This window comes from Pseudomonas delhiensis (assembly GCF_900187975.1).
GTDB classification, from domain to species: domain Bacteria; phylum Pseudomonadota; class Gammaproteobacteria; order Pseudomonadales; family Pseudomonadaceae; genus Pseudomonas; species Pseudomonas delhiensis.
The window spans coordinates 60,781-78,000 of record NZ_FZPC01000028.1 but is presented as its reverse complement, the minus strand read 5'-3'; the positions used below and the strand labels follow the sequence as shown (position 1 = coordinate 78,000).

Below are 17,220 nucleotides of genomic sequence, written 5' to 3'. Positions count from 1 at the left end.
CATGCGCTTCGAATACCTGGCAGTGGACCGGCAGGGCCGGCGTTGCAGCGGCGACCTCGATGCCGGCTCCCGCGGTGACGCGCTTCGCCAACTGGAGGCACAGGGCATGACCCCCCTGCGCCTGGAGTCGGGCCAGCGGGCGCCGCAACCCGGGCGCCGACGGCTGCGCGCGGAAGAGCTGAACATGGCGCTGCACGAGCTGGCGACCTTGCTGGCGGCGGGTGTGGCCCTGGCCGACGCGGTTTCCGCCCAAGAGCGTTCGAGCAGCCATCCGCGCATTGCCGCGGCGCTGCGCAGCATGAGCGAAGGCCTGCGCCAGGGCCGTTCCTTCCCCCAGGTGCTGGAGAGTGCCGGCCTGCCGCTGCCGCGTTACGCCTACCAACTGGTGGCGGCAGGGGAGTTGACCGGCAACCTGGCGGCGGCGCTACGGGATTGCGTGGCGCAGATGGAGTACGAGCGGCGCACCCGCGAGGAAGTGCGCAATGCCCTGATCTACCCGAGCGTGCTGGTGCTCAGCGGCATCGGGGCGGTCATGGTGATGTTCGTCTTCGTCGTGCCCAAGTTCGCCAACCTGCTGGAGCACGCCGACAAGTTGCCGTGGCTGGCCTGGGCGGTGCTCAGCACCGGCGTCTGGAGCAAGGCCAATGCCTTGCCGCTGCTGTTCGCCGGCCTGCTGCTGGGGGCCCTGGGGCTGCCCCTGGCCAGGAGCGAGAAGGTTCGCGGCCGGGCCCTGAACGCCCTGCTGCGCCTGCCGTTGCTCGGCGACTGGCTGCTGCAGGCGGAGATCGCCCAGTGGGCCAAGGTCCTCGGCACCCTGCTGGGCAATCGCGTGGCGCTGGTCGAGGCCCTGCGCCTGGCCAGCGCGGGCGTGCGCATCGGCCACCAGCGCGACCTGCTGGAAAGGGTGACCCAGGACGTGAGGGGGGGGACCGCCCTGTCCGAGGCGCTGGAGCTGCGCAGGGCGATCACGGCCACGGGCGGCAACCTGGTGCGGGTCGGGGAGCGGTCCGGACGCCTGGCCGAGATGCTCGACAGCCTCGCCGGGCTCTACGAGGAACTGGGGCGCTCGCGCATGCGCAAGGTCCTGGCGCTGATCGAGCCGCTGGCGATCCTGCTGATCGGTGCGCTGTTCGGCGTGATCATCACCGGCGTGGTGCTGGCCATCACCAGCGCCAACGACATCGTGTTCTGAACGAAGGGGAAGAGAATGGACAACGGGCAGAAGGGCGGGCGGCCCCGGCAAGGGAGGCACAAGCCGCCGGCCATGGGGGGCAGCCGCGGCGAACGCGGCTTCACCCTGCTGGAAATGATCGTGGTGCTGGTGATCATCGGGTTGCTCATGGGGCTGGTCGGGCCACGCCTGTTCAGCCAGGCCGACAAGGCCAAGGTGCAGACCGCCGATACCCAGGTGAAGATGCTCAAGGGCGCGCTGATGACCATGCGCCTGGACATCGGCCGCCTGCCCAGCGAGCAGGAGGGGCTGGCGCTGCTCAACGCGGCGCCGGCGGACGAGCGGATCAAGGCCTTCTGGAAAGGTCCCTACCTGGACGGCGGGGTGCCGCTTGATCCCTGGAACCGCGCATACGTGTACAGCAACGCGCCCAGCGCCGAACAGCCGTTCTCGCTGTACAGCCTGGGCGCCGACGGGCAGCCCGGCGGGGAAGGGGAGAATGCGGACATCGGCTACCTGCCCAGGCAGTGAGCGCAGCGGCGGTTTCACCCTGCTCGAACTGCTGGTGGTGCTGGCCCTGGTCGCCGCGCTGGGCGCCATCGTCATGCCCAGCCTGCTGAACATGCAGGAGGCCTGGCGCCGTCGTGTCGAACTGCAGGACATCGTCCACCAGTTGCAGACGCTGGGCTATCGGGCCCGGCTGGAGGCCCAGCAGACCCTCATCGGCCCCGCCGGCGTCGAGCCGCCGCGGATGCTCAGGCTGCCGGATGGCTGGGTGTTGAGCGCAGCCGAGCCGGTCATCTATCTGGCCAATGGCGCCTGCCTGGGTGGGCTGCTGCAACTGCGAAGGGAAGAGGCCATCCGGGAGCTACGCCTGGAGCCGCCGCAATGCCTGCCGGAGTTCGACGGGTGAGGCGGGGGCGGCAAGCCGGTTTCACGCTGCTCGAGGCGGTGGTCGCCCTGACGCTCCTGGCGGTGGTGGGAAGCGCCCTGCTGGCGTGGCTGGGGACGGGCTTCAGGACCCTTGAGCGCATGAACGACGTCCAGCGCCGCCTCGATGCGACCCGCACCGGCCTGGCCTACCTGGAGGGCCTCAACCCGATGCTCCAGCCCAGCGGCAGCGTCACGCTGGGAAGCTACCGGCTGGACTGGGAAAGCCATCTGCTTGCCGCCCCGCGGCCTGTCGTCAGCCGCTACAACGGCCATCCCGGTCCTTTCGACAGTGCCTTGTACCGGGTCCAGGCGCGCGTGCTCGGCGAAGACCTGCCACCGCTGCCCGTCAGCCTGGAGCTGGCGGGGCACCGGTTGGCCCGCCCGGCCGACGGTGCCCAGGGGGGGGAGCCATGAGCCAGCGCTTTGCGGGGCGGCGACAGCGGGGCTTCACGCTGCTGGAGCTCATCGTGGTCCTGTTGCTGGCGGCGATGGTCACCACCCTGCTGATGCAAGGGATGGATTATGTCTCGCGGGCCAACGACAGCTTCCTGCGCCAGGGCGAGTCGCGCCAGTTGCGCGTCCTGGCGTTCGGCTGGTTCGGCGACTCGGTGTCGCAGCTGGCGGCGCCGGCCAAGGAAGAGGCGGCGGCCCGTTTCAGGGGTGATGCGCTCAGTTTCGAAGGCGTCACCCTGGCCAGCGCCGAGCGTATCGAGGGTGTCCCGGCGCCCTTCGCCTTCCGCCTGGAAAGACAGGGCGAGCCGGGCCGGGAGCGGACCGGGCTGATCTACGTGCGCCGGCTGCAGGCCAGCCGCTGGCCACTGCTGGAGCTGCAGGGGGGCGCGCACTTCCTCTATCGCGACGAGTCGGGGGGGTGGCACGACAACTGGCCGCCCCTGCCGGCACTGGCCGACAGCCTTCCCGCGGCGGTGGCCTTGAGCGCGCCGGCCGAGCGCCTGTTCCGCCTGGCCAGGGTAGCGACGCCGCTTCGCCAGGTGAGCGTGGATGCGTACTGAGCGCGGGGGCCGGCGTGACGCCGGAAACCAGCGCGGCTTCGTGCTGGTCGGCGTCATCTGGTTTCTCGCCGTCATGACCCTGGTGGTGGCCTCGGCCGTGACCTGGATCGAACGCTCGCTGGATGGCATCGAGCAGGAACGCCAGGGGTTGCTGCGCGACATGGCGGAGCGCTCCCTGCTCAGCCGGCTGACCTGGCTGGCATCGACCCAGCGCCTGACCCTGGCCGGCCTGACCACGCCCGACAGCCCGGCGCCGAGCCTCGCCGACATGGACCTGTCGACCCTCCCGGTGGGGGCCGAGCTGGCCCTGGATGGCCGCGAATACTGCCTGGCCAATGGCTGGTGCTTCGCGCTCATCGATCGCGCCTCGCGCCTCGGCCTGGAGCAGGCGCCGCCGGTGACGCTGGCCTCGGTACTGGAAGGGCTGGGAGTTGCGCCGGAAAGGATAGCGCCCATGCTGGCGGAACTTGCCGGCTACCTGCGCAGCCAGCCGGGGCGCGCCGTGGTGCGCAATCTGCACGCCCCGCAGGAAGTGTTCGTCCTCGATAGCTGGCAACCCTGGGAGACCAGGCTGCGGGCCGCGGGCTGGGATGACCTGGTGACCGTCGGTGAACCGGCCCTGAACGTGAATACCGCCAGCGGGCAGCTCCTGCGCCTGGCCTGGAGGCTGCCGGAAGACAACCTGGCGCTGTTGCTCGCCGCGCGCCGCGAACGGCCGCTGCAGGGCATGGGCGACCTCGCGGGGGTGCTGGGCATCTACCTGCAGCAATTGCCTGCGGAGAACTGGTCGCGCCTGGCCAGCGCCACCCTCTTCATCCGCCTGCGCCCCGTGGATGCCGCGGCGCGCTACGAATACCAACTGCGACTCGAGAGCGACGACCTGCAAGGGTCGCCCTGGCAATTCCTGCAACGGAGGTCCCTGCCGCGCAATGTCCCCGATACCGACACCGCGTCAATCCATCATGAGGCGCCTGGAGTGCTTGCCGCCCCGCTTGTGGCAAGGCCGTGACGAGGAGGGCTCGCCATGCCTGGAATGGCGGCGCCAGCCCCGTGGCCTGGGGCGGATGCTCCGCCCGCAATGGGTCATCGAGCGTTCGCAATGCCTGTACCGCTGCCTGGACCTGTCCCATGTGCCGTCCAGCGGCAGGGCCCAGGCCCTGGCCCTGAAGCTCGCCGGCCTGTCGCCGTTTCGCTTGCCGGGGCACTACGCGGTCTGGCGCGACGGCTGGGTACAGCTGTGGCTCTGGGACGAACAGCAGCGCCAGGGGCTTGCTGCTTCGCAGGAGGCCATGTCCGGCTGCCTCTGTTTGCCGGAAACGCTGCTGCAGGTGCCGCCGGCACCGACTCCGGAATCCGTCGTTCGCCTGGTGCGCGTCCAGCGGGGCATGGACCTGCAGGTCTGGCGGGCCGGCGTGCTGCGGGCGAGCGTCTTCCAGGATGGCCTGCCGCTGTCCATTGGCGCCTGGCAGGCGCTGCGAGGGGTTCCCGGCGTGCATGTGCCCGAGCGACTGGAGGCAGAAGTGGTACCCAGCCTGGAGCGTCCCTGGGCTTCCGGCGCCAGCCTGGCGGGGCGGGACTGGGAGCGCTGGCTGCCCTACGGCATGGCGGCCACCCTCCTGGCGGGCAGCGCTTTCAACCTGACGCAGGGGGCGCAGTGGTGGTGGGCCGAGCGTGGCCTGGCGGGGCAGCAGGCCGCACTGGCCCAGCAGGTCGAGCCGGTGCTGGCGGCGCGCACCCGCGCCATGCAGGCCGAAAGCGAAATCCAGGCCCTGCTGCGCTTGCAGGATGCGCCGTCGCAGGTCGAGCTGCTGCGCACGGTGGCGGGGTTGCTGCCGGAGGATAGCCGCTTGCTGAGCTGGCGTTATCGGGAAAACACCCTGGAGCTGCTCATCGATACCCGCCGGGCCGACCCGCGGTTCTTCGTCCAGCGTCTCCAGGAGGGCGGCAGGTTCCAGGACGTCAGGGTGGAACCCTCGCCCAGGGCCGACGGCTTGCAGTTGGCCATGAGCATTCGCCAGGGGGAATAGATGGACGTTCGCTTGAAAGACGCATTGCCCCACTGGACCCGGCTGCGCGAGCAGTGGCGGGAGCAACCCCGCCTGCGCCTGGCGGGCTGGCTGGTCCTGGCGCTGCTGGCCGCCCACCTGCTGTTGCTGGGCAGCGACTGGCGCGATGCCCGCCGCCAGGCGTTCGAGGAATCGGCCAGGCGCCTGGCGCAGATGCGTGCGCTGGCCAGCCAGGGGGATTGGCCGGACCGCGCCGTCCAGGCCGAAGACGTGCGCAGCGCCTTGCGAAAGCGCCTGTGGCAGGCGCGGAACCCCTCGTTGGCCCGGGCCGACGTACAGGCCTGGCTGGATGCCCAGGCCAGGCAGAGCGGCCTGCAGGATGCGCGCATCTCGGTATTGCCGCCCCTGGATTTCGACAAGGAGGGAGTCGGCGCGCGGGTTCAGGCGCAGTTGCGCGGGCGCTTCGAGCCGAAGAGTTTCGGCCGCTTGCTGCATGCGCTGGAAAGCGCGGAGCACTGGGTGAGTATCGACGCCCTCGAGTTGAACGACCGAGGTTCGCCGTCGGTGAATCTGCAGCTCACTTTCCATTTTCGTCCGGATGGAACGCCCCCTTGATCGGATTAGGGCGAATGCTCAGGCCATGCCGGCACTGCCAATCGTTGGCATTCCCTGGTTGGGAAACTTCCTTCATGGAAAACGGCAAAGGCAGCATTTCCGTAGTGACAGAATTCCGCGCTCAACATGCTTCGAATGCACCCTTTCCTTCGCGGTATCGATTCATCGGTTTCCTATGACTTCCTCCCACTTCCGATTGGCCGGGGCAGCGCTTGCCAGCGGCATTCTGCTGGCGCTGCTCTGGCAGCCACCGGCAGAGGTACCGGAGGCCCCGGTCGAGGCTGCGCAGTGGCGGCTACCGGAGGTCCGAGCGGTCTCCCGCAACGCCGGTATTCCCGCGCAGATCGCCGGCATGCCCTGGTGGGGCAACGCCGGGAAGGCGGCCGAACAACCGCGCTCGGCGCGCATCAGCGTGGACGAGAAGGGCGTGGCCCGGGTCAAGGTCCAGTGGCTGTTCCGTGGGGTGGTCGCCGAGGGCGAGCAGCGCTTCGCCCTGATCGCCAAGGACGCCGCCGCACCTCTGTTGCGCTATGCGCCCGGCGAGCAACTGCCGGGAGGTGAGCGCCTCGAGCGGATCGAAGGGCAGGGCATTCGTTTCTCGCTGTCCGAGGATGGCGCCACCCAGGACTTTGAAAGGAAACTCTATGCCCCCCTCGAATGACGCCCTTGCGGGTTTTCCCCGGCGCCCCCTGCTGCTCGCGATCTGCCTGGGGTTGCTGGGTGGCTGCAGCATGGCACCGCTCCAGTTGCCCGCGCCCTTGCTGGAGCAAAGCCAGGCGCGGGAGGAGAGCCAGCCGCAGGATGCGGCCGAAAGGCCTTCGCAGCGCCCGCGGCAATCCACGGGGCCGCAGGTGGGCCCGACACCGGCGCCGCCGGCCGGGCCCGTTGGCGGGTTGGTGGACAAGGCCGATCGCCTGGTGCTGGATGACAAGAATGCCGACCTGCAGGTGAGCGTCGAGGACACTGCGCTGCCGAGCTTCATCAACGAAGTCTTCGGCAACCTGCTGGGGCTGTCGTTCGAGATCGACGACAGCCTGAAGAAGCGCAACGACAGGGTCACCCTGCGCCTGGAGCAGACGCAGACCCGGCAGACGGTCTACGACATCGCCTCGCAGGTCATGGCCAATTACGGCATCGAGATCGTCAAGCAGGGCGACATCCTGCGCTTCCAGATCAAGCAGATCGGCCTGAGCCCCGAGGAGCCGCCGATCCTCGTCAGCGGCGAAGCGCTTCCGGACGTGCCCAACGCCTACCGGCCCGTGTTCCAGTTCATCCCCCTGCACAACGTCGATCCCAAGGACGTGATTCCCTGGCTGAACAATGCATACGACAAGTCCGGGTTGTCGGCCACCGCGGACAACCCGCGCGGCGGCCTGATGCTCAAGGGCATGGCCTCCCTGGTCAAGCAGGCGGCGCAGGCCGTACGGCTGCTCGACCAGCCCTTCATGCGGGGGCAGCACAGCCTGCGCATCGACCCGGCATTCATCACCTCGGCGGAGATGGCCAAGCAACTGAAGACCCTGCTCCAGGCCCAGGGCTACAGCGTCGGCATCGGCGAGGCTTCCGGAAGCGTCGTGCTGGTACCGCTGGAAAGCTCCAATGGCCTGATCCTGTTCTCCAACCAGCGTCCCTTGCTGGACCTGGCCCGCGACTGGGCCGGACAGGTGGACCGGGTGCCGCTGGCCAGCGCGGTGGATTCCGCGGGGGCGGGGGCGGAAAGCGAAGGGCTGTTCTTCTACGAAGTGCGTAACACCCGCGCCACCGAAGTGGCCCGCTCGCTGCGGGCATTGGTCTCCGGCCTGGGAGGTGGCGGTGCCTACGGGCTGACGCCGGGCCTGGGCAGCAGTGCCTCGAGCCGCGCTGCGGCCGCCTCTGGCAGCAATGCCGCACCGACAAGCCCGGTGCCCGGTCGCGGTGCTGGCGACATGGGCGGTGGCCAGCCCGGCGTCGCGCCGCTCGTCCGCCTCGCTGGCGCCCAGGCCCTGTTGTCGGGTGGCACCAATAGCCTGATGGATAGCCTGGCGGCTGGCATATCGGGCGGCGGCACCATCGTCGAAGACCAGAACCGCAACGCCATCCTGTTCCGTGGCCCGGCCAGGGTCTGGCAGCAGATGCAGCCGCTGCTGCGGCAACTGGACAAGCCCGCGCGCCAGGTGCTGATCGAGGTGACGATCGCCAGCGTGACCCTGGGCACCAGCCTGAATTCGGGCATTGAGTGGTCCTTCCTTGGAGGGACGGAAAATACCATTGCCGGGTTCGGCCGCGATATATCAGGGGGAGGCGGGGGCTTCAAATACCTGATCAATACCGCCGGCGGCGCGAAAGCGGAGCTGACGGCGCAGGCCAACGACTCCCGTACGCGGATCCTGGCTACGCCACGCATCCTCGTGAAAAGCGGCGAGCAGGCCAACATCAACGTCGGTACCGACATTCCCATCGTGACCGGCCGGCAGACCGATGGCAGCAATACCGGCGGAAACTCCAACCTGCTGCAATCGATCTCCTATCGTTCCACTGGCGTCATCCTCAACGTTTCCCCGGTCGTCTACTCGAACAACCGGGTGGACCTGACGGTCAGCCAGGAAGTCAGCGACGGTGGCGCCACGGGTTCCAGCGGGGGCGGGGGTGGAGGCGATGACATTTCCTCTCCGCCGATCAAGCGGACGTCGCTGGAAACCTCGCTGACCCTGCAGAGCGGCGGTTCCATCTTCATGGGTGGCCTGATCAATGAAAACCGTGTGGACGACAACGGCGGCGTACCGTGGCTCAAGGACCTGCCGGTCCTGGGCTACCTGTTCGGCAAGCAGTCCCGGACCACGTCCAAGGACGAGGTGGTGATGCTGATCCAGCCCTATGTCATCGACGGGGCGGAAGACGCCAGGGAGATCACCGAGAAGCTGCGGCGGATGATCGAGCCTGCGATCGGCTGCGACAGGCCGCTGGCGGAATGTCGTAGCTTGTGAATGGTCGCCCCGAGTGCAGCGGGGCACTGTCCGTATGGCGGCTTCATGCGCGCAGGGGATGCCGTCCGTGAAGTCGCCCGTCTTGCCCACCTTTCGGTCTGAATCCACTTTCGGCGGGCTCCGCCGCGGAGACGTCGATGCCTGAGTGGGCTGCTGCATCCTTTCCTTCTATCACACGAAGTTCCGCTACATGGGCGAGTGAGTGGCCCGTGGCGGGCTGGAGGTGCTTTTCGTTCAGAAATACTTCATTTGGCTCTGAGAGTCGTTGAACTTTCCGATACTTTTCTTCGGCTTTTCTTAGGACTTTGATTCCTTGCTATGTAGGTATTTTCCATATTTTTGGTATTTGGGTGTTTGCAAGGCTTTGTCCGTTGTTTTGAGGAAAACCCGAATATATAAAGCTTCCTGAAGCTAGTGCTGTCTTGGTGTTGGCTTGCGCTGTTCCCACATTCGGTCAGGCATGGCTGTAAGTTGTGGAAGGGCGCGAAATAAATCATATGGCCGTATTGCGTTTTCCTTGTTCTGCCCGGTCGGAATTGGCTGGGCGGTATTCGGCGAGCCTTGCCCGACGCGGAGTTCAAGGTGTCATTTCCGCTTCAGGTACGAAATAAGGTCCGTATGTAATTTGTCGTCGGCGACCCAGTCGATCGACTGAATGGAAATTCCAGAAAAGTTAGGAGCTTGAAATAATGTTGAAAAGAACACTGCTGAGCGCGGCTATCGTCTCTGCCATGTTCGCCGGTGCGGCCAATGCCGGCGTCGTCAGCATCGTCGTTGGTCAGAGTTCCAACGGGACCATTCTCGAGAACTCTCCGGGGGCCGATAATCAATATGCTCCGGGCCAAGCCAATTACAAGGAGGGCGTGAGTATCGAGACCGGTGCGAACTACGTCAGCCGCGCCGCAAACATCACCATCGCGCAGGAAGTCTTCGGCAACCTTTCCGAAACCACTCAATTCGACTTGCCCGATCTCAAATACGCCATCGACCTGGCCAAGGCGGACAAGGTCGACGTCGGCCATACCGTCAAGCTGACCCTGGATCGTACCGTGGCGCAGTTCGCCAACACGATCACCCCCAACCAGATCCAGATCGGTACGCTGCCAGCCGGCGAAGGCTTCGCCATCACCAGCGGCACCGGGGTCAACACCCTCAGCCTCACGCTGGACAGCGCCGGCGCCGCGGAAATCGCGAAAGCGGTGGCCGAGAGTTCCATCATTCACTTCAACTTCCGCACCAACAACACCTCCAACGAGCAGCCTGCGCGGGTCGATCGCCTGCGCGCCGCCCTGCAGGGGGACGTGACCTTCCTGAGCCAGTCCAACGTCGACATGCTGGACGATCCGCTGAACGAGCGTCGTTTCAATGTCACCGTTTCCGCCCAGCTGGACACCACCACCGGCCCGAATGGCGGCGACGCGAAGAACAACGACTCCGCTCCGCCGCTGATGGTATTCACCTCCCTGCCGGCGGTCTATTGGGATGTCCTTAATGTCAACACCTGGGGGCAGTACCAGGTTCTCCACTCGCTGGACCTGGCCAACCAGGACAAGAGCTTCGACACCAGCGTCTCCGCCCAGCCGGAACTGACCGATCCCACCAATTACGGCGTCAATTACGCTCGCCTCGGCAGTGTGCGCCTTGGCGTCAACCAGGACGTGCTGAACGAAGACGGCCGCAACGTGTTCGGCTTCAACGGCAGTGACAAGCTGTCCAGCTACGTCAGCGGCAACTTCAGCGGCATCGACTCGGTGGGGCTGACTTCCGGCACCTGCCAGGCGTTTGCCGATGGCAGCGCCGCTGCCGCTCACTCCTGGAGCGCTGCCGATATCCTGGCGAACACGGGGGCCAATGGCGTAGCCAGGCTGCCGCTGAGCCTGGTGAATGGCGACGTCAACCAGACCTACAACATCTGCGTGAAGTCCAATGGCGTCGACCCGATGGTTGCCCAGCAGAGCTTCGCCGTAGGTCCGCTGAGCATCGACTTCGGTAACGTCCGCTACGTCGACCGGGTGATCAACGGTGGCGAAATCGACCACTTCTGGAAGAGCAGCTGCGTCGCCAGCCTGTTCAACCTGCCGGCCGCCAACAACGCCGATGCGTTCTTCATCCGCCTGACCAACACCAGCGACAGCGGTCGTTCCGGCAAGGTCCGCGGTGTGCTGTTCGACCAGAACGGCAAGCGCTACCCGGAAGTCGGCAGTGCCTACATCGTCGACCAGAGCGGCAAGGAAGTCCTCCAGGCCCATGAAACCGGCGTTTACAGCGTGGAGCAGGTCGCTTCCGCCTTCGGTGTCAATGGTAACGACTGGAATGGCGTAGGTGGCCGTGCCCGCCTGGTGATCGAAGGCGAGTTCCCCACCTGCGAGGCGCTCGGTCTGATCCGTACGCCGAACGGCACCCTGGTGAACATGACTTCCACCACCCAGGGCAACTTCAACGGCGATTCCGGTCCGTCCACCACTGTCAACCATCGCGGTGGCAACAACCGCAACTGATCTCCGGCTTATGCCATGAGGTCGTGGGGAGGCGATGCGAATCGCCTTTCCACTTTTTTCGATGCGCGATGTTTTCACTGGTGTAGCGATGAATGTGTTGGTGACAGGCGGAGCGGGTTTCATTGGCTCCCACGTGGTCGTGCGTTTGCTGGAATGGGGGGCCGATGTCGTTGTGCTGGATAGCCTGGCCAACAGTTCCCAGGCCACCCTCGACACCATAGAGGCCCTGACCGGCAGGTCCCTGCGTTTCGTGAAGGGGGACGTTCGAGATATCTCATTGCTTCGGGAGCTTTTCGCCGAGCACTCCATCGATGCCGTCATCCACCTGGCGGGGCTGAAGTCCGTGGAGGAAAGCGTAAGGCTGCCACTGGACTACTACTCCACCAACGTCGGCGGCATCCTGACGTTGCTGGAGGTGATGGAGGAGGCGGGAACCCGTCGCCTTGTCTTCAGTTCGTCCGCCACCGTCTATGGCGATCCCGAAAGCGTCCCCGTTGCTGAAACGCATGCGGCAGGGCGGGCGGTCAATCCCTATGGCCGAAGCAAGTTCTTCGCCGAGGAAGTGATCAGGGACTTCGCTGCGACCGACCCAGGCTGGGCGGTAGCGATACTGCGCTATTTCAACCCCGCGGGTGCCCACGCCAGCGGCCTGATTGGCGAAGACCCCAAAGGCCAGCCGAACAACCTGCTGCCCATCGTTGGCCGTGTCGCCGTAGGCCAGCAGCCGACCGTGGGGGTATATGGAAACGACTACCCCACGGCCGACGGTACGGGGGTACGCGACTACGTGCATGTCTGCGACCTGGCCCAGGGGCACGTGCAGGCCCTGGACTTTCTTTTCCGGCACGCCGGCGCACATGTCTGGAACATGGGCGTGGGCCGGGGATACTCGGTTCTGGAGGTCCTCAAGGCATTCGAGTCGGCATGCGGCAAGCCGATACCTTATGAGGTTCGCGACCGTCGCCCGGGGGACATTGCGGAAAGCTGGGCGGATGTCGCCAAGGTGGAGCGGGAACTGGGCTGGAAGTCCCGCAAGGACATCGGGCAGATAGTGGCCGATGTCTGGCGCTGGCAGACGTCGGGCATGGACGCATGACGCTTTCAGGCCGGCCCGACGCGGGCGACCTCGGCTTCCGACGGTTGGCGCTGGTTTCGAACCAGGCCTTCTCGATCGTCAATTTTCGCGGCGAGCTGATTCGCGACATGGTGGCCAGGGGCGTGGAGGTATATGCCTTTGCACCCGATCACGACGAGCACACCAGAAGGCAGCTTCGCCAGCTGGGGGCGACGCCGGTGCGGGGTTGCATCGGGCGCAGCGGCATGAATCCGCTCACGGCGCTGTGGGCAGTCGTGAAAACCGCATGGCAGCTACGTTCCTGCCGGGTGGATGCCGTGTTCAGCTACTTCCCCATGCCGGTGATCCTCGGTGGCCTGGCCGCCAGGTTGGCCGGGGTTCGTATCGTCTATTCGATGATCGAGGGGGCTGGCTACGTCTTCTCGGAAGTCGACGCATCGAGCCCGGCCAGAGGATTGTTGCGCAGTCTCGTGCGCCAGCTTTACCGCATTACCCTGAAGTCGTCCCGATGCGTTTTTCTGCTGAATGCCGACGACTACGCGCTTTTCGTGCATGGCGGCCTGGTAGCGGCGGAAAAGGTCGTGCTGCTGCCGGGCATCGGCCTCGACCTGACGCATTTCCTTCCATCGCGTCCGCCGGTGAGCCCGGTCGTCTTCATCTTCGTCGGCCGCCTTCTGCAGCAGAAAGGTATTCAGGACTTCGTCGAGGCTGCCCGCGCTCTGAAGGCGGAGTACCCCGAGATCGAATGCATCGTCCTTGGCGACACGGACGTGAATCCGGACTCCATCCGGCGGGAGGAAATCCTCCGCTGGAACGAGGAAGGCTCCGTGCGTTGGGTCGGCTGGGTGAGGGATGTGCGGGGTTGGCTGAACGAGTCCAGCGTCCTGGTGCTGCCCTCCTATTACCGCGAGGGCATTCCGCGGTGCATCCAGGAGGCAATGGCACTGGGGCGGCCCGTGATCACCACGGACTGGGTGGGCTGCCGGGAAAGCATCGTCGACGGCGTCAACGGCTTTCTGGTGCCGATCCGCAGCCCTGCGGCCCTGAAGCAGGTGATGGCTCGTTTCATCCATGACCCCGGACTCATTCTGCGGATGGGAAGGGAGAGCCGGCGGATTGCCGAAGCGCGTTACGACGTTCGTGAAATCAACAGGAAAGTGTTGGCGAGCATGTAGTCGCCGGCCAATGGTAACGAGATGAGTGTTGAGCGATACCCCATGATCCAGGTTGACGGACTTGGGAAGTGTTTCCATCTGTTCGACAGCCCCGGCAAGCGTTTCCTACAGGCGCTGTTCGGCAAGCGTTTCAGCTTTCACCGCGAGTTCTGGGCCTTGCGTGACGTTTCGCTCCAGGTGTCGGCAGGTGAAGTGGTGGGCATCATCGGCCGGAATGGCTCAGGAAAGTCGACCCTGCTGCAGATCATCGCGGGGACCTTGCGCGCGTCCCGGGGCAAGGCGCAGGTCCATGGTCGGGTAGCCGCGCTGCTGGAACTGGGGATGGGGTTCGACCCCGAGCATAGCGGGCGGGACAACGTGATCTTCAACGCCATGCTGCTCGGCATGAGCCGTGAGGAAATCGCCGGAAAACTGGAAGAGATCATCGCGTTCGCCGACATAGGCCCCTTTATCGACCAACCCGTCAAAACCTACTCGAGCGGGATGTACGTCCGCCTGGCTTTCGCCCTGAATGCCCATGTCGACGCCGACCTGCTGATCGTCGACGAGGCCCTTGCGGTTGGCGACGCCGCCTTCCAGTTCAAATGCTTGAGCAGGCTGGACGAGTTGTTGGCCAGGGGCGTGACCATCTTGCTGGTCTCCCATGATGCGCAGTTGATCAAAGGCTATTGCAGCCGGGCTATCTACCTTAGGGATGGTCAGGTTGCATTCGACGGCGATTGCGAGACGGCTTGCGAACTCTACCAGCGCGATAGCCAGGCGGGTGCTGCTGTAGACCGTGTGGGTGAACGCGGTACCGACCTTGCGCTTGGTAATGGAGGTTTGGCGTTTGGCAACGCCAAGGGGCGGATTCAGCAATTGCGTCTGGGAACCGCCGGAGAGTGGCGTGAATCTTTCGATAGCGGTGAACGGATAGTGGTCGAGGTGGTGGCCAGGCTATTCCAGCCTGTATCGAGGCCGAGGATCACCTTGGTTCTTCGTGATCTGCGGGGATACAACCTTTACGCATTCAACAATTCGCATCAGGGCATCGAGTTGCCGACGGGGGACGATGGACTTCTGCATGTACGCATCAGCTTCGCTGGCGATCTGCAGGCAGGCGACTATGCCCTGACGGTACGCCTGGATGACGCGTTGACGGATGAACTCTGCGAACTGCTGGACAAGCAGGTGAACGCAGCGACTTTCCGAATCAACAATCCCATCAAGCGTTTCGATGCCGTGGTCAACCTGCATGGCTCCTTCGAGTTGCTGCACGCACCATGACCCATTCACTTCCTGATCGAGTCGCTCCCGGCTTCTGCGTGGTATTCGTTACCCATGGCGGTGCGCTCGAGTACAAGGCAGCGTTGCTGGCGACCTCTCTCAGAGCAAGGCTTGGAGAAAAGGTCCCCATCCTGGCCGCCCTGGCCACTCCCGCGTCGTCCTGGGGCGCGCTCAGCGAAGCTTCGCACAACCTGTACGACCGCCTCGCCATTCCTATTCGGGAGATCGAGAACCCCTTCGGTACGGCGTACCCCATCGGCAATAAGTTCGCCGCTCTGGCCCTGGGGGAGGGGTATGAGCACACCTTGTTTCTCGATACGGACATGTACTGTCTGCACGCGCCGGATTTCGATGCGCTTCGTCAGGCCGAAGCGGCGCTGAAGCCTGCGGATATGGCTCTGGTACCCACCGACGCCAACTACTGGGGGCGTCTGTACGGGGTGCTGGGGCTCGATCTTCCGCAGATGCGAGTACTGGCCAGCCATGATCAGGAGGTCATGCCCGGGTATTTCAACGCCGGCTTCATCTGGGTGCGCGATGCCGGGCAATTCGCCGCATCCTGGTTAAGGGTGGCCAAGTGCCTCGTCGAAGAGCCGGGGCTTGAGCACAAATGGCCCTGGCTGGACCAGTTGGCACTGCCGCTTGCCCTGGTGCAATTGCAGAAGCGGATACGTTCACTGGATGAGCGCTACAACTTTCCATTGCACCTGAAACCATTGGGCAAGTCGGGGAGGGGGCCTTTCTTCTGCCACTATCACGACCTTCCGGTGCTGGCGCGTGAACCTGAGTTGCTGGGCGACATGCAGGGGCTCCAGCAACGTTTCCCCGAACTGGCCGAGGTGCTCCGGCAATCCGTGGATGTGCAGGCCTATTCACCCGCCTGGTTCGCTGGTTCTGGTGTCAGCCCGTGCCTGGAGGATGCTGGGCGTGATCTGCTGATTACCGGCCTGCCACGTAGCGGTACCAGCCATCTGTGTCGGCTGCTGTCGGAACGTCGGGACACCGTGATCATCAATGAGCCCGCCGAGGTGTTTCCGGCACTGGCGAGCGGTGCCACTCCGTGGGGAATTCCGCGGCTGTATGGCGAACTGCGTCGTGACCTGCTGGCGGGGTTGCCTGTGCCGAACAAGCACGTGGAGGGGCGTCTGGTGGACGATACCGCCCGCGAGTTCGACCACCGACTGCCTTATCGGGCGCAACTCCAGAGCAGGTCTTTCACCCTGGGGACCAAGAACACCTTGGCGTACCTGTCGCGTCTCCCGGAGTTGCATCGGGTTATGCCCGACGCCACCTGCATCGCGCTTGTTCGCCACCCCTACGACAGTCTGTCTTCCTGGAAGCGGACCTTCGAACACCTGCGTACGGCGGCGGTGCAGGCACAGCCAGTCGGCCATCCGGACGATCCCGGCCTGAGCGGCTGGCAGCGCAAGATGCTGCGGGAAGTCGTGGCATGCGATTGCCTGCCTGTGCGCCGGGCGCTCTGGTGGCGCTACCTCGCCTGCCAATTGCTGGAAATGGAGCAGCATCTGCGCTGGATGCGATACGAGGATCTGGTCAGCGAGCCTTCCGGCATGCTCGATCGCTTGCTGGGGAGCGCTTCTCTGCCGGATCAGGCCCCACTGTCCTGCCTTGGTAACGAGATGGACGAGCATGAGCGTGAGCTGGTCGCCGCCGTGGTGAGTGACGTTGCCGGGAGTCTGGGATATGTACTTTGACGGTCGTACCGATATGGGGGAAATAAAAGGGCACGAGATGGACGCCATGCCGCCGGTGATCAGCCTTGTGGGCGTATTCGGCAGCGAAGGCATACGGGCCCAATGGAGTCTATGGGCCTGTCAGCGCATGCGTCGATGGACTGCTTTCCATGGCCTGTCGGTCCAGTTGGTGGTGGTACTCGACCGTCCTGACTGCGATACCCGGCGAATTGTCAATGAGCATCCGGCTCTGCAGCCGACGGACCGACTGCTGGAGGTCGAGCACGGTGACCTGTCCCTGGCCCGCAATGCCGGCATAGGCCTGGCGGAGGGCGAGTGTCTCGGTATCTTCGATGGCGACAGCTACTGCAGCGCCAATTGGCTGGTAGAGGCGCAGAGAGTCGTACGGCGTTGTGGAGGTCGGGTGGTGGTGCACCCCGAGTATCTCCTGCATCACGACCAGGCCTTCTCCTATGCCCGTTGCATCGATCAATTGGTGGATGCTTACAGCTCGGCGAGCTGCTTCAAGAGTTATCCATGGGGCGCCATGGTCTTTGCCCGTCGCGAGGTATTCGAGGCCGTGCCCTATCAGCCTGTGTTCACCGAGCAGACGGGCTTCGCTTTTCCTGACTGGCACTGGGGGCTGGAGGTCATTGCTTCCGGTCGCGCTCACACCCTGGCTAGCGGTACTGCCGCCTTTTGTCGCGGAGCGCCCGAGGGGCTCCCCGTCCAGCGTAAAGGGACAGCCGGCGTACCCAGGCCGGGTGTCTTCTTTTCTCGTCACTTGTCGGAGGTTGGTTGAGACCATGTC

At 65.0% G+C, this 17,220-nt stretch carries 16 protein-coding genes; all 16 read left to right on the top strand.

The window, feature by feature from the left end:
- Window position 1: 1 nt before the first annotated feature.
- The 16 genes from CHC02_RS23475 to CHC02_RS30275 all read left to right on the top strand — a co-directional run bounded on the left by CHC02_RS23475 (window position 2) and on the right by CHC02_RS30275 (window position 17,211).
- Window positions 2-1,192 (top strand): type II secretion system F family protein, encoded by a 1,191-nt coding sequence (locus CHC02_RS23475; protein WP_089393807.1) that lies wholly within the window; start codon window positions 2-4, stop codon window positions 1,190-1,192.
- A gap of 72 nt (window positions 1,193-1,264) precedes the next feature.
- Window positions 1,265-1,702, top strand: coding sequence for a type II secretion system major pseudopilin GspG (gspG, locus tag CHC02_RS23470; RefSeq protein ID WP_089393806.1), 438 nt, complete (start codon window positions 1,265-1,267; stop codon window positions 1,700-1,702).
- Window positions 1,671-2,084 (top strand): prepilin-type N-terminal cleavage/methylation domain-containing protein, encoded by a 414-nt coding sequence (locus tag CHC02_RS23465; protein WP_089393805.1) that lies wholly within the window; start codon window positions 1,671-1,673, stop codon window positions 2,082-2,084. The genes gspG and CHC02_RS23465 overlap by 32 nt, the downstream gene beginning before the upstream one ends.
- Window positions 2,060-2,518, top strand: coding sequence for a PulJ/GspJ family protein (locus CHC02_RS23460; protein WP_244160864.1), 459 nt, complete (start codon window positions 2,060-2,062; stop codon window positions 2,516-2,518). The genes CHC02_RS23465 and CHC02_RS23460 overlap by 25 nt, the downstream gene beginning before the upstream one ends.
- The gene (locus CHC02_RS23455) at window positions 2,515-3,117 is read left to right on the top strand and encodes a prepilin-type N-terminal cleavage/methylation domain-containing protein (RefSeq protein ID WP_089393803.1); all 603 of its coding nucleotides are present in this window, start codon (window positions 2,515-2,517) and stop codon (window positions 3,115-3,117) included. Before CHC02_RS23460 ends, CHC02_RS23455 begins: the two co-directional genes overlap by 4 nt.
- On the top strand, window positions 3,107-4,126 hold the full coding sequence (locus CHC02_RS23450) for a hypothetical protein (protein ID WP_089393802.1): 1,020 nt from the start codon (window positions 3,107-3,109) through the stop codon (window positions 4,124-4,126). The genes CHC02_RS23455 and CHC02_RS23450 overlap by 11 nt, the downstream gene beginning before the upstream one ends.
- A 55-nt stretch (window positions 4,127-4,181) precedes the next feature.
- Entirely contained in the window at window positions 4,182-5,144 is a 963-nt protein-coding gene (locus CHC02_RS30285; RefSeq protein WP_176450344.1) for a hypothetical protein, read from the top strand.
- Window positions 5,145-5,156: 12 nt separating this feature from the next.
- On the top strand, window positions 5,157-5,738 hold the full coding sequence (locus tag CHC02_RS23440; RefSeq protein ID WP_244160865.1) for a hypothetical protein: 582 nt from the start codon (window positions 5,157-5,159) through the stop codon (window positions 5,736-5,738).
- Window positions 5,739-5,913: 175 nt separating this feature from the next.
- Window positions 5,914-6,399, top strand: coding sequence for a hypothetical protein (locus CHC02_RS30280; RefSeq protein WP_176450343.1), 486 nt, complete (start codon window positions 5,914-5,916; stop codon window positions 6,397-6,399).
- Entirely contained in the window at window positions 6,383-8,701 is a 2,319-nt protein-coding gene (locus CHC02_RS23430; protein WP_089393800.1) for a type II secretion system protein GspD, read from the top strand. Before CHC02_RS30280 ends, CHC02_RS23430 begins: the two co-directional genes overlap by 17 nt.
- Before the next feature lie 689 nt (window positions 8,702-9,390).
- A complete protein-coding gene (locus CHC02_RS23425) occupies window positions 9,391-11,199 on the top strand; it encodes a hypothetical protein (protein WP_089393799.1) in 1,809 nt (602 codons plus the stop codon).
- Window positions 11,200-11,287: 88 nt separating this feature from the next.
- Window positions 11,288-12,295: a UDP-glucose 4-epimerase GalE gene (gene galE / locus CHC02_RS23420; RefSeq protein ID WP_089393834.1), complete on the top strand. Its 1,008-nt coding sequence runs from the start codon at window positions 11,288-11,290 to the stop codon at window positions 12,293-12,295.
- Window positions 12,292-13,449, top strand: a complete 1,158-nt coding sequence (locus tag CHC02_RS23415) for a glycosyltransferase family 4 protein (RefSeq protein ID WP_089393798.1) — start codon at window positions 12,292-12,294, stop codon at window positions 13,447-13,449. The genes galE and CHC02_RS23415 overlap by 4 nt, the downstream gene beginning before the upstream one ends.
- Before the next feature lie 42 nt (window positions 13,450-13,491).
- Window positions 13,492-14,715: an ABC transporter ATP-binding protein gene (locus CHC02_RS23410; protein ID WP_089393797.1), complete on the top strand. Its 1,224-nt coding sequence runs from the start codon at window positions 13,492-13,494 to the stop codon at window positions 14,713-14,715.
- Window positions 14,712-16,430, top strand: coding sequence for a sulfotransferase family protein (locus CHC02_RS23405; protein WP_089393796.1), 1,719 nt, complete (start codon window positions 14,712-14,714; stop codon window positions 16,428-16,430). Before CHC02_RS23410 ends, CHC02_RS23405 begins: the two co-directional genes overlap by 4 nt.
- Window positions 16,420-17,211 (top strand): glycosyltransferase family 2 protein, encoded by a 792-nt coding sequence (locus CHC02_RS30275; protein WP_090330257.1) that lies wholly within the window; start codon window positions 16,420-16,422, stop codon window positions 17,209-17,211. Before CHC02_RS23405 ends, CHC02_RS30275 begins: the two co-directional genes overlap by 11 nt.
- Window positions 17,212-17,220 lie beyond the last annotated feature (9 nt).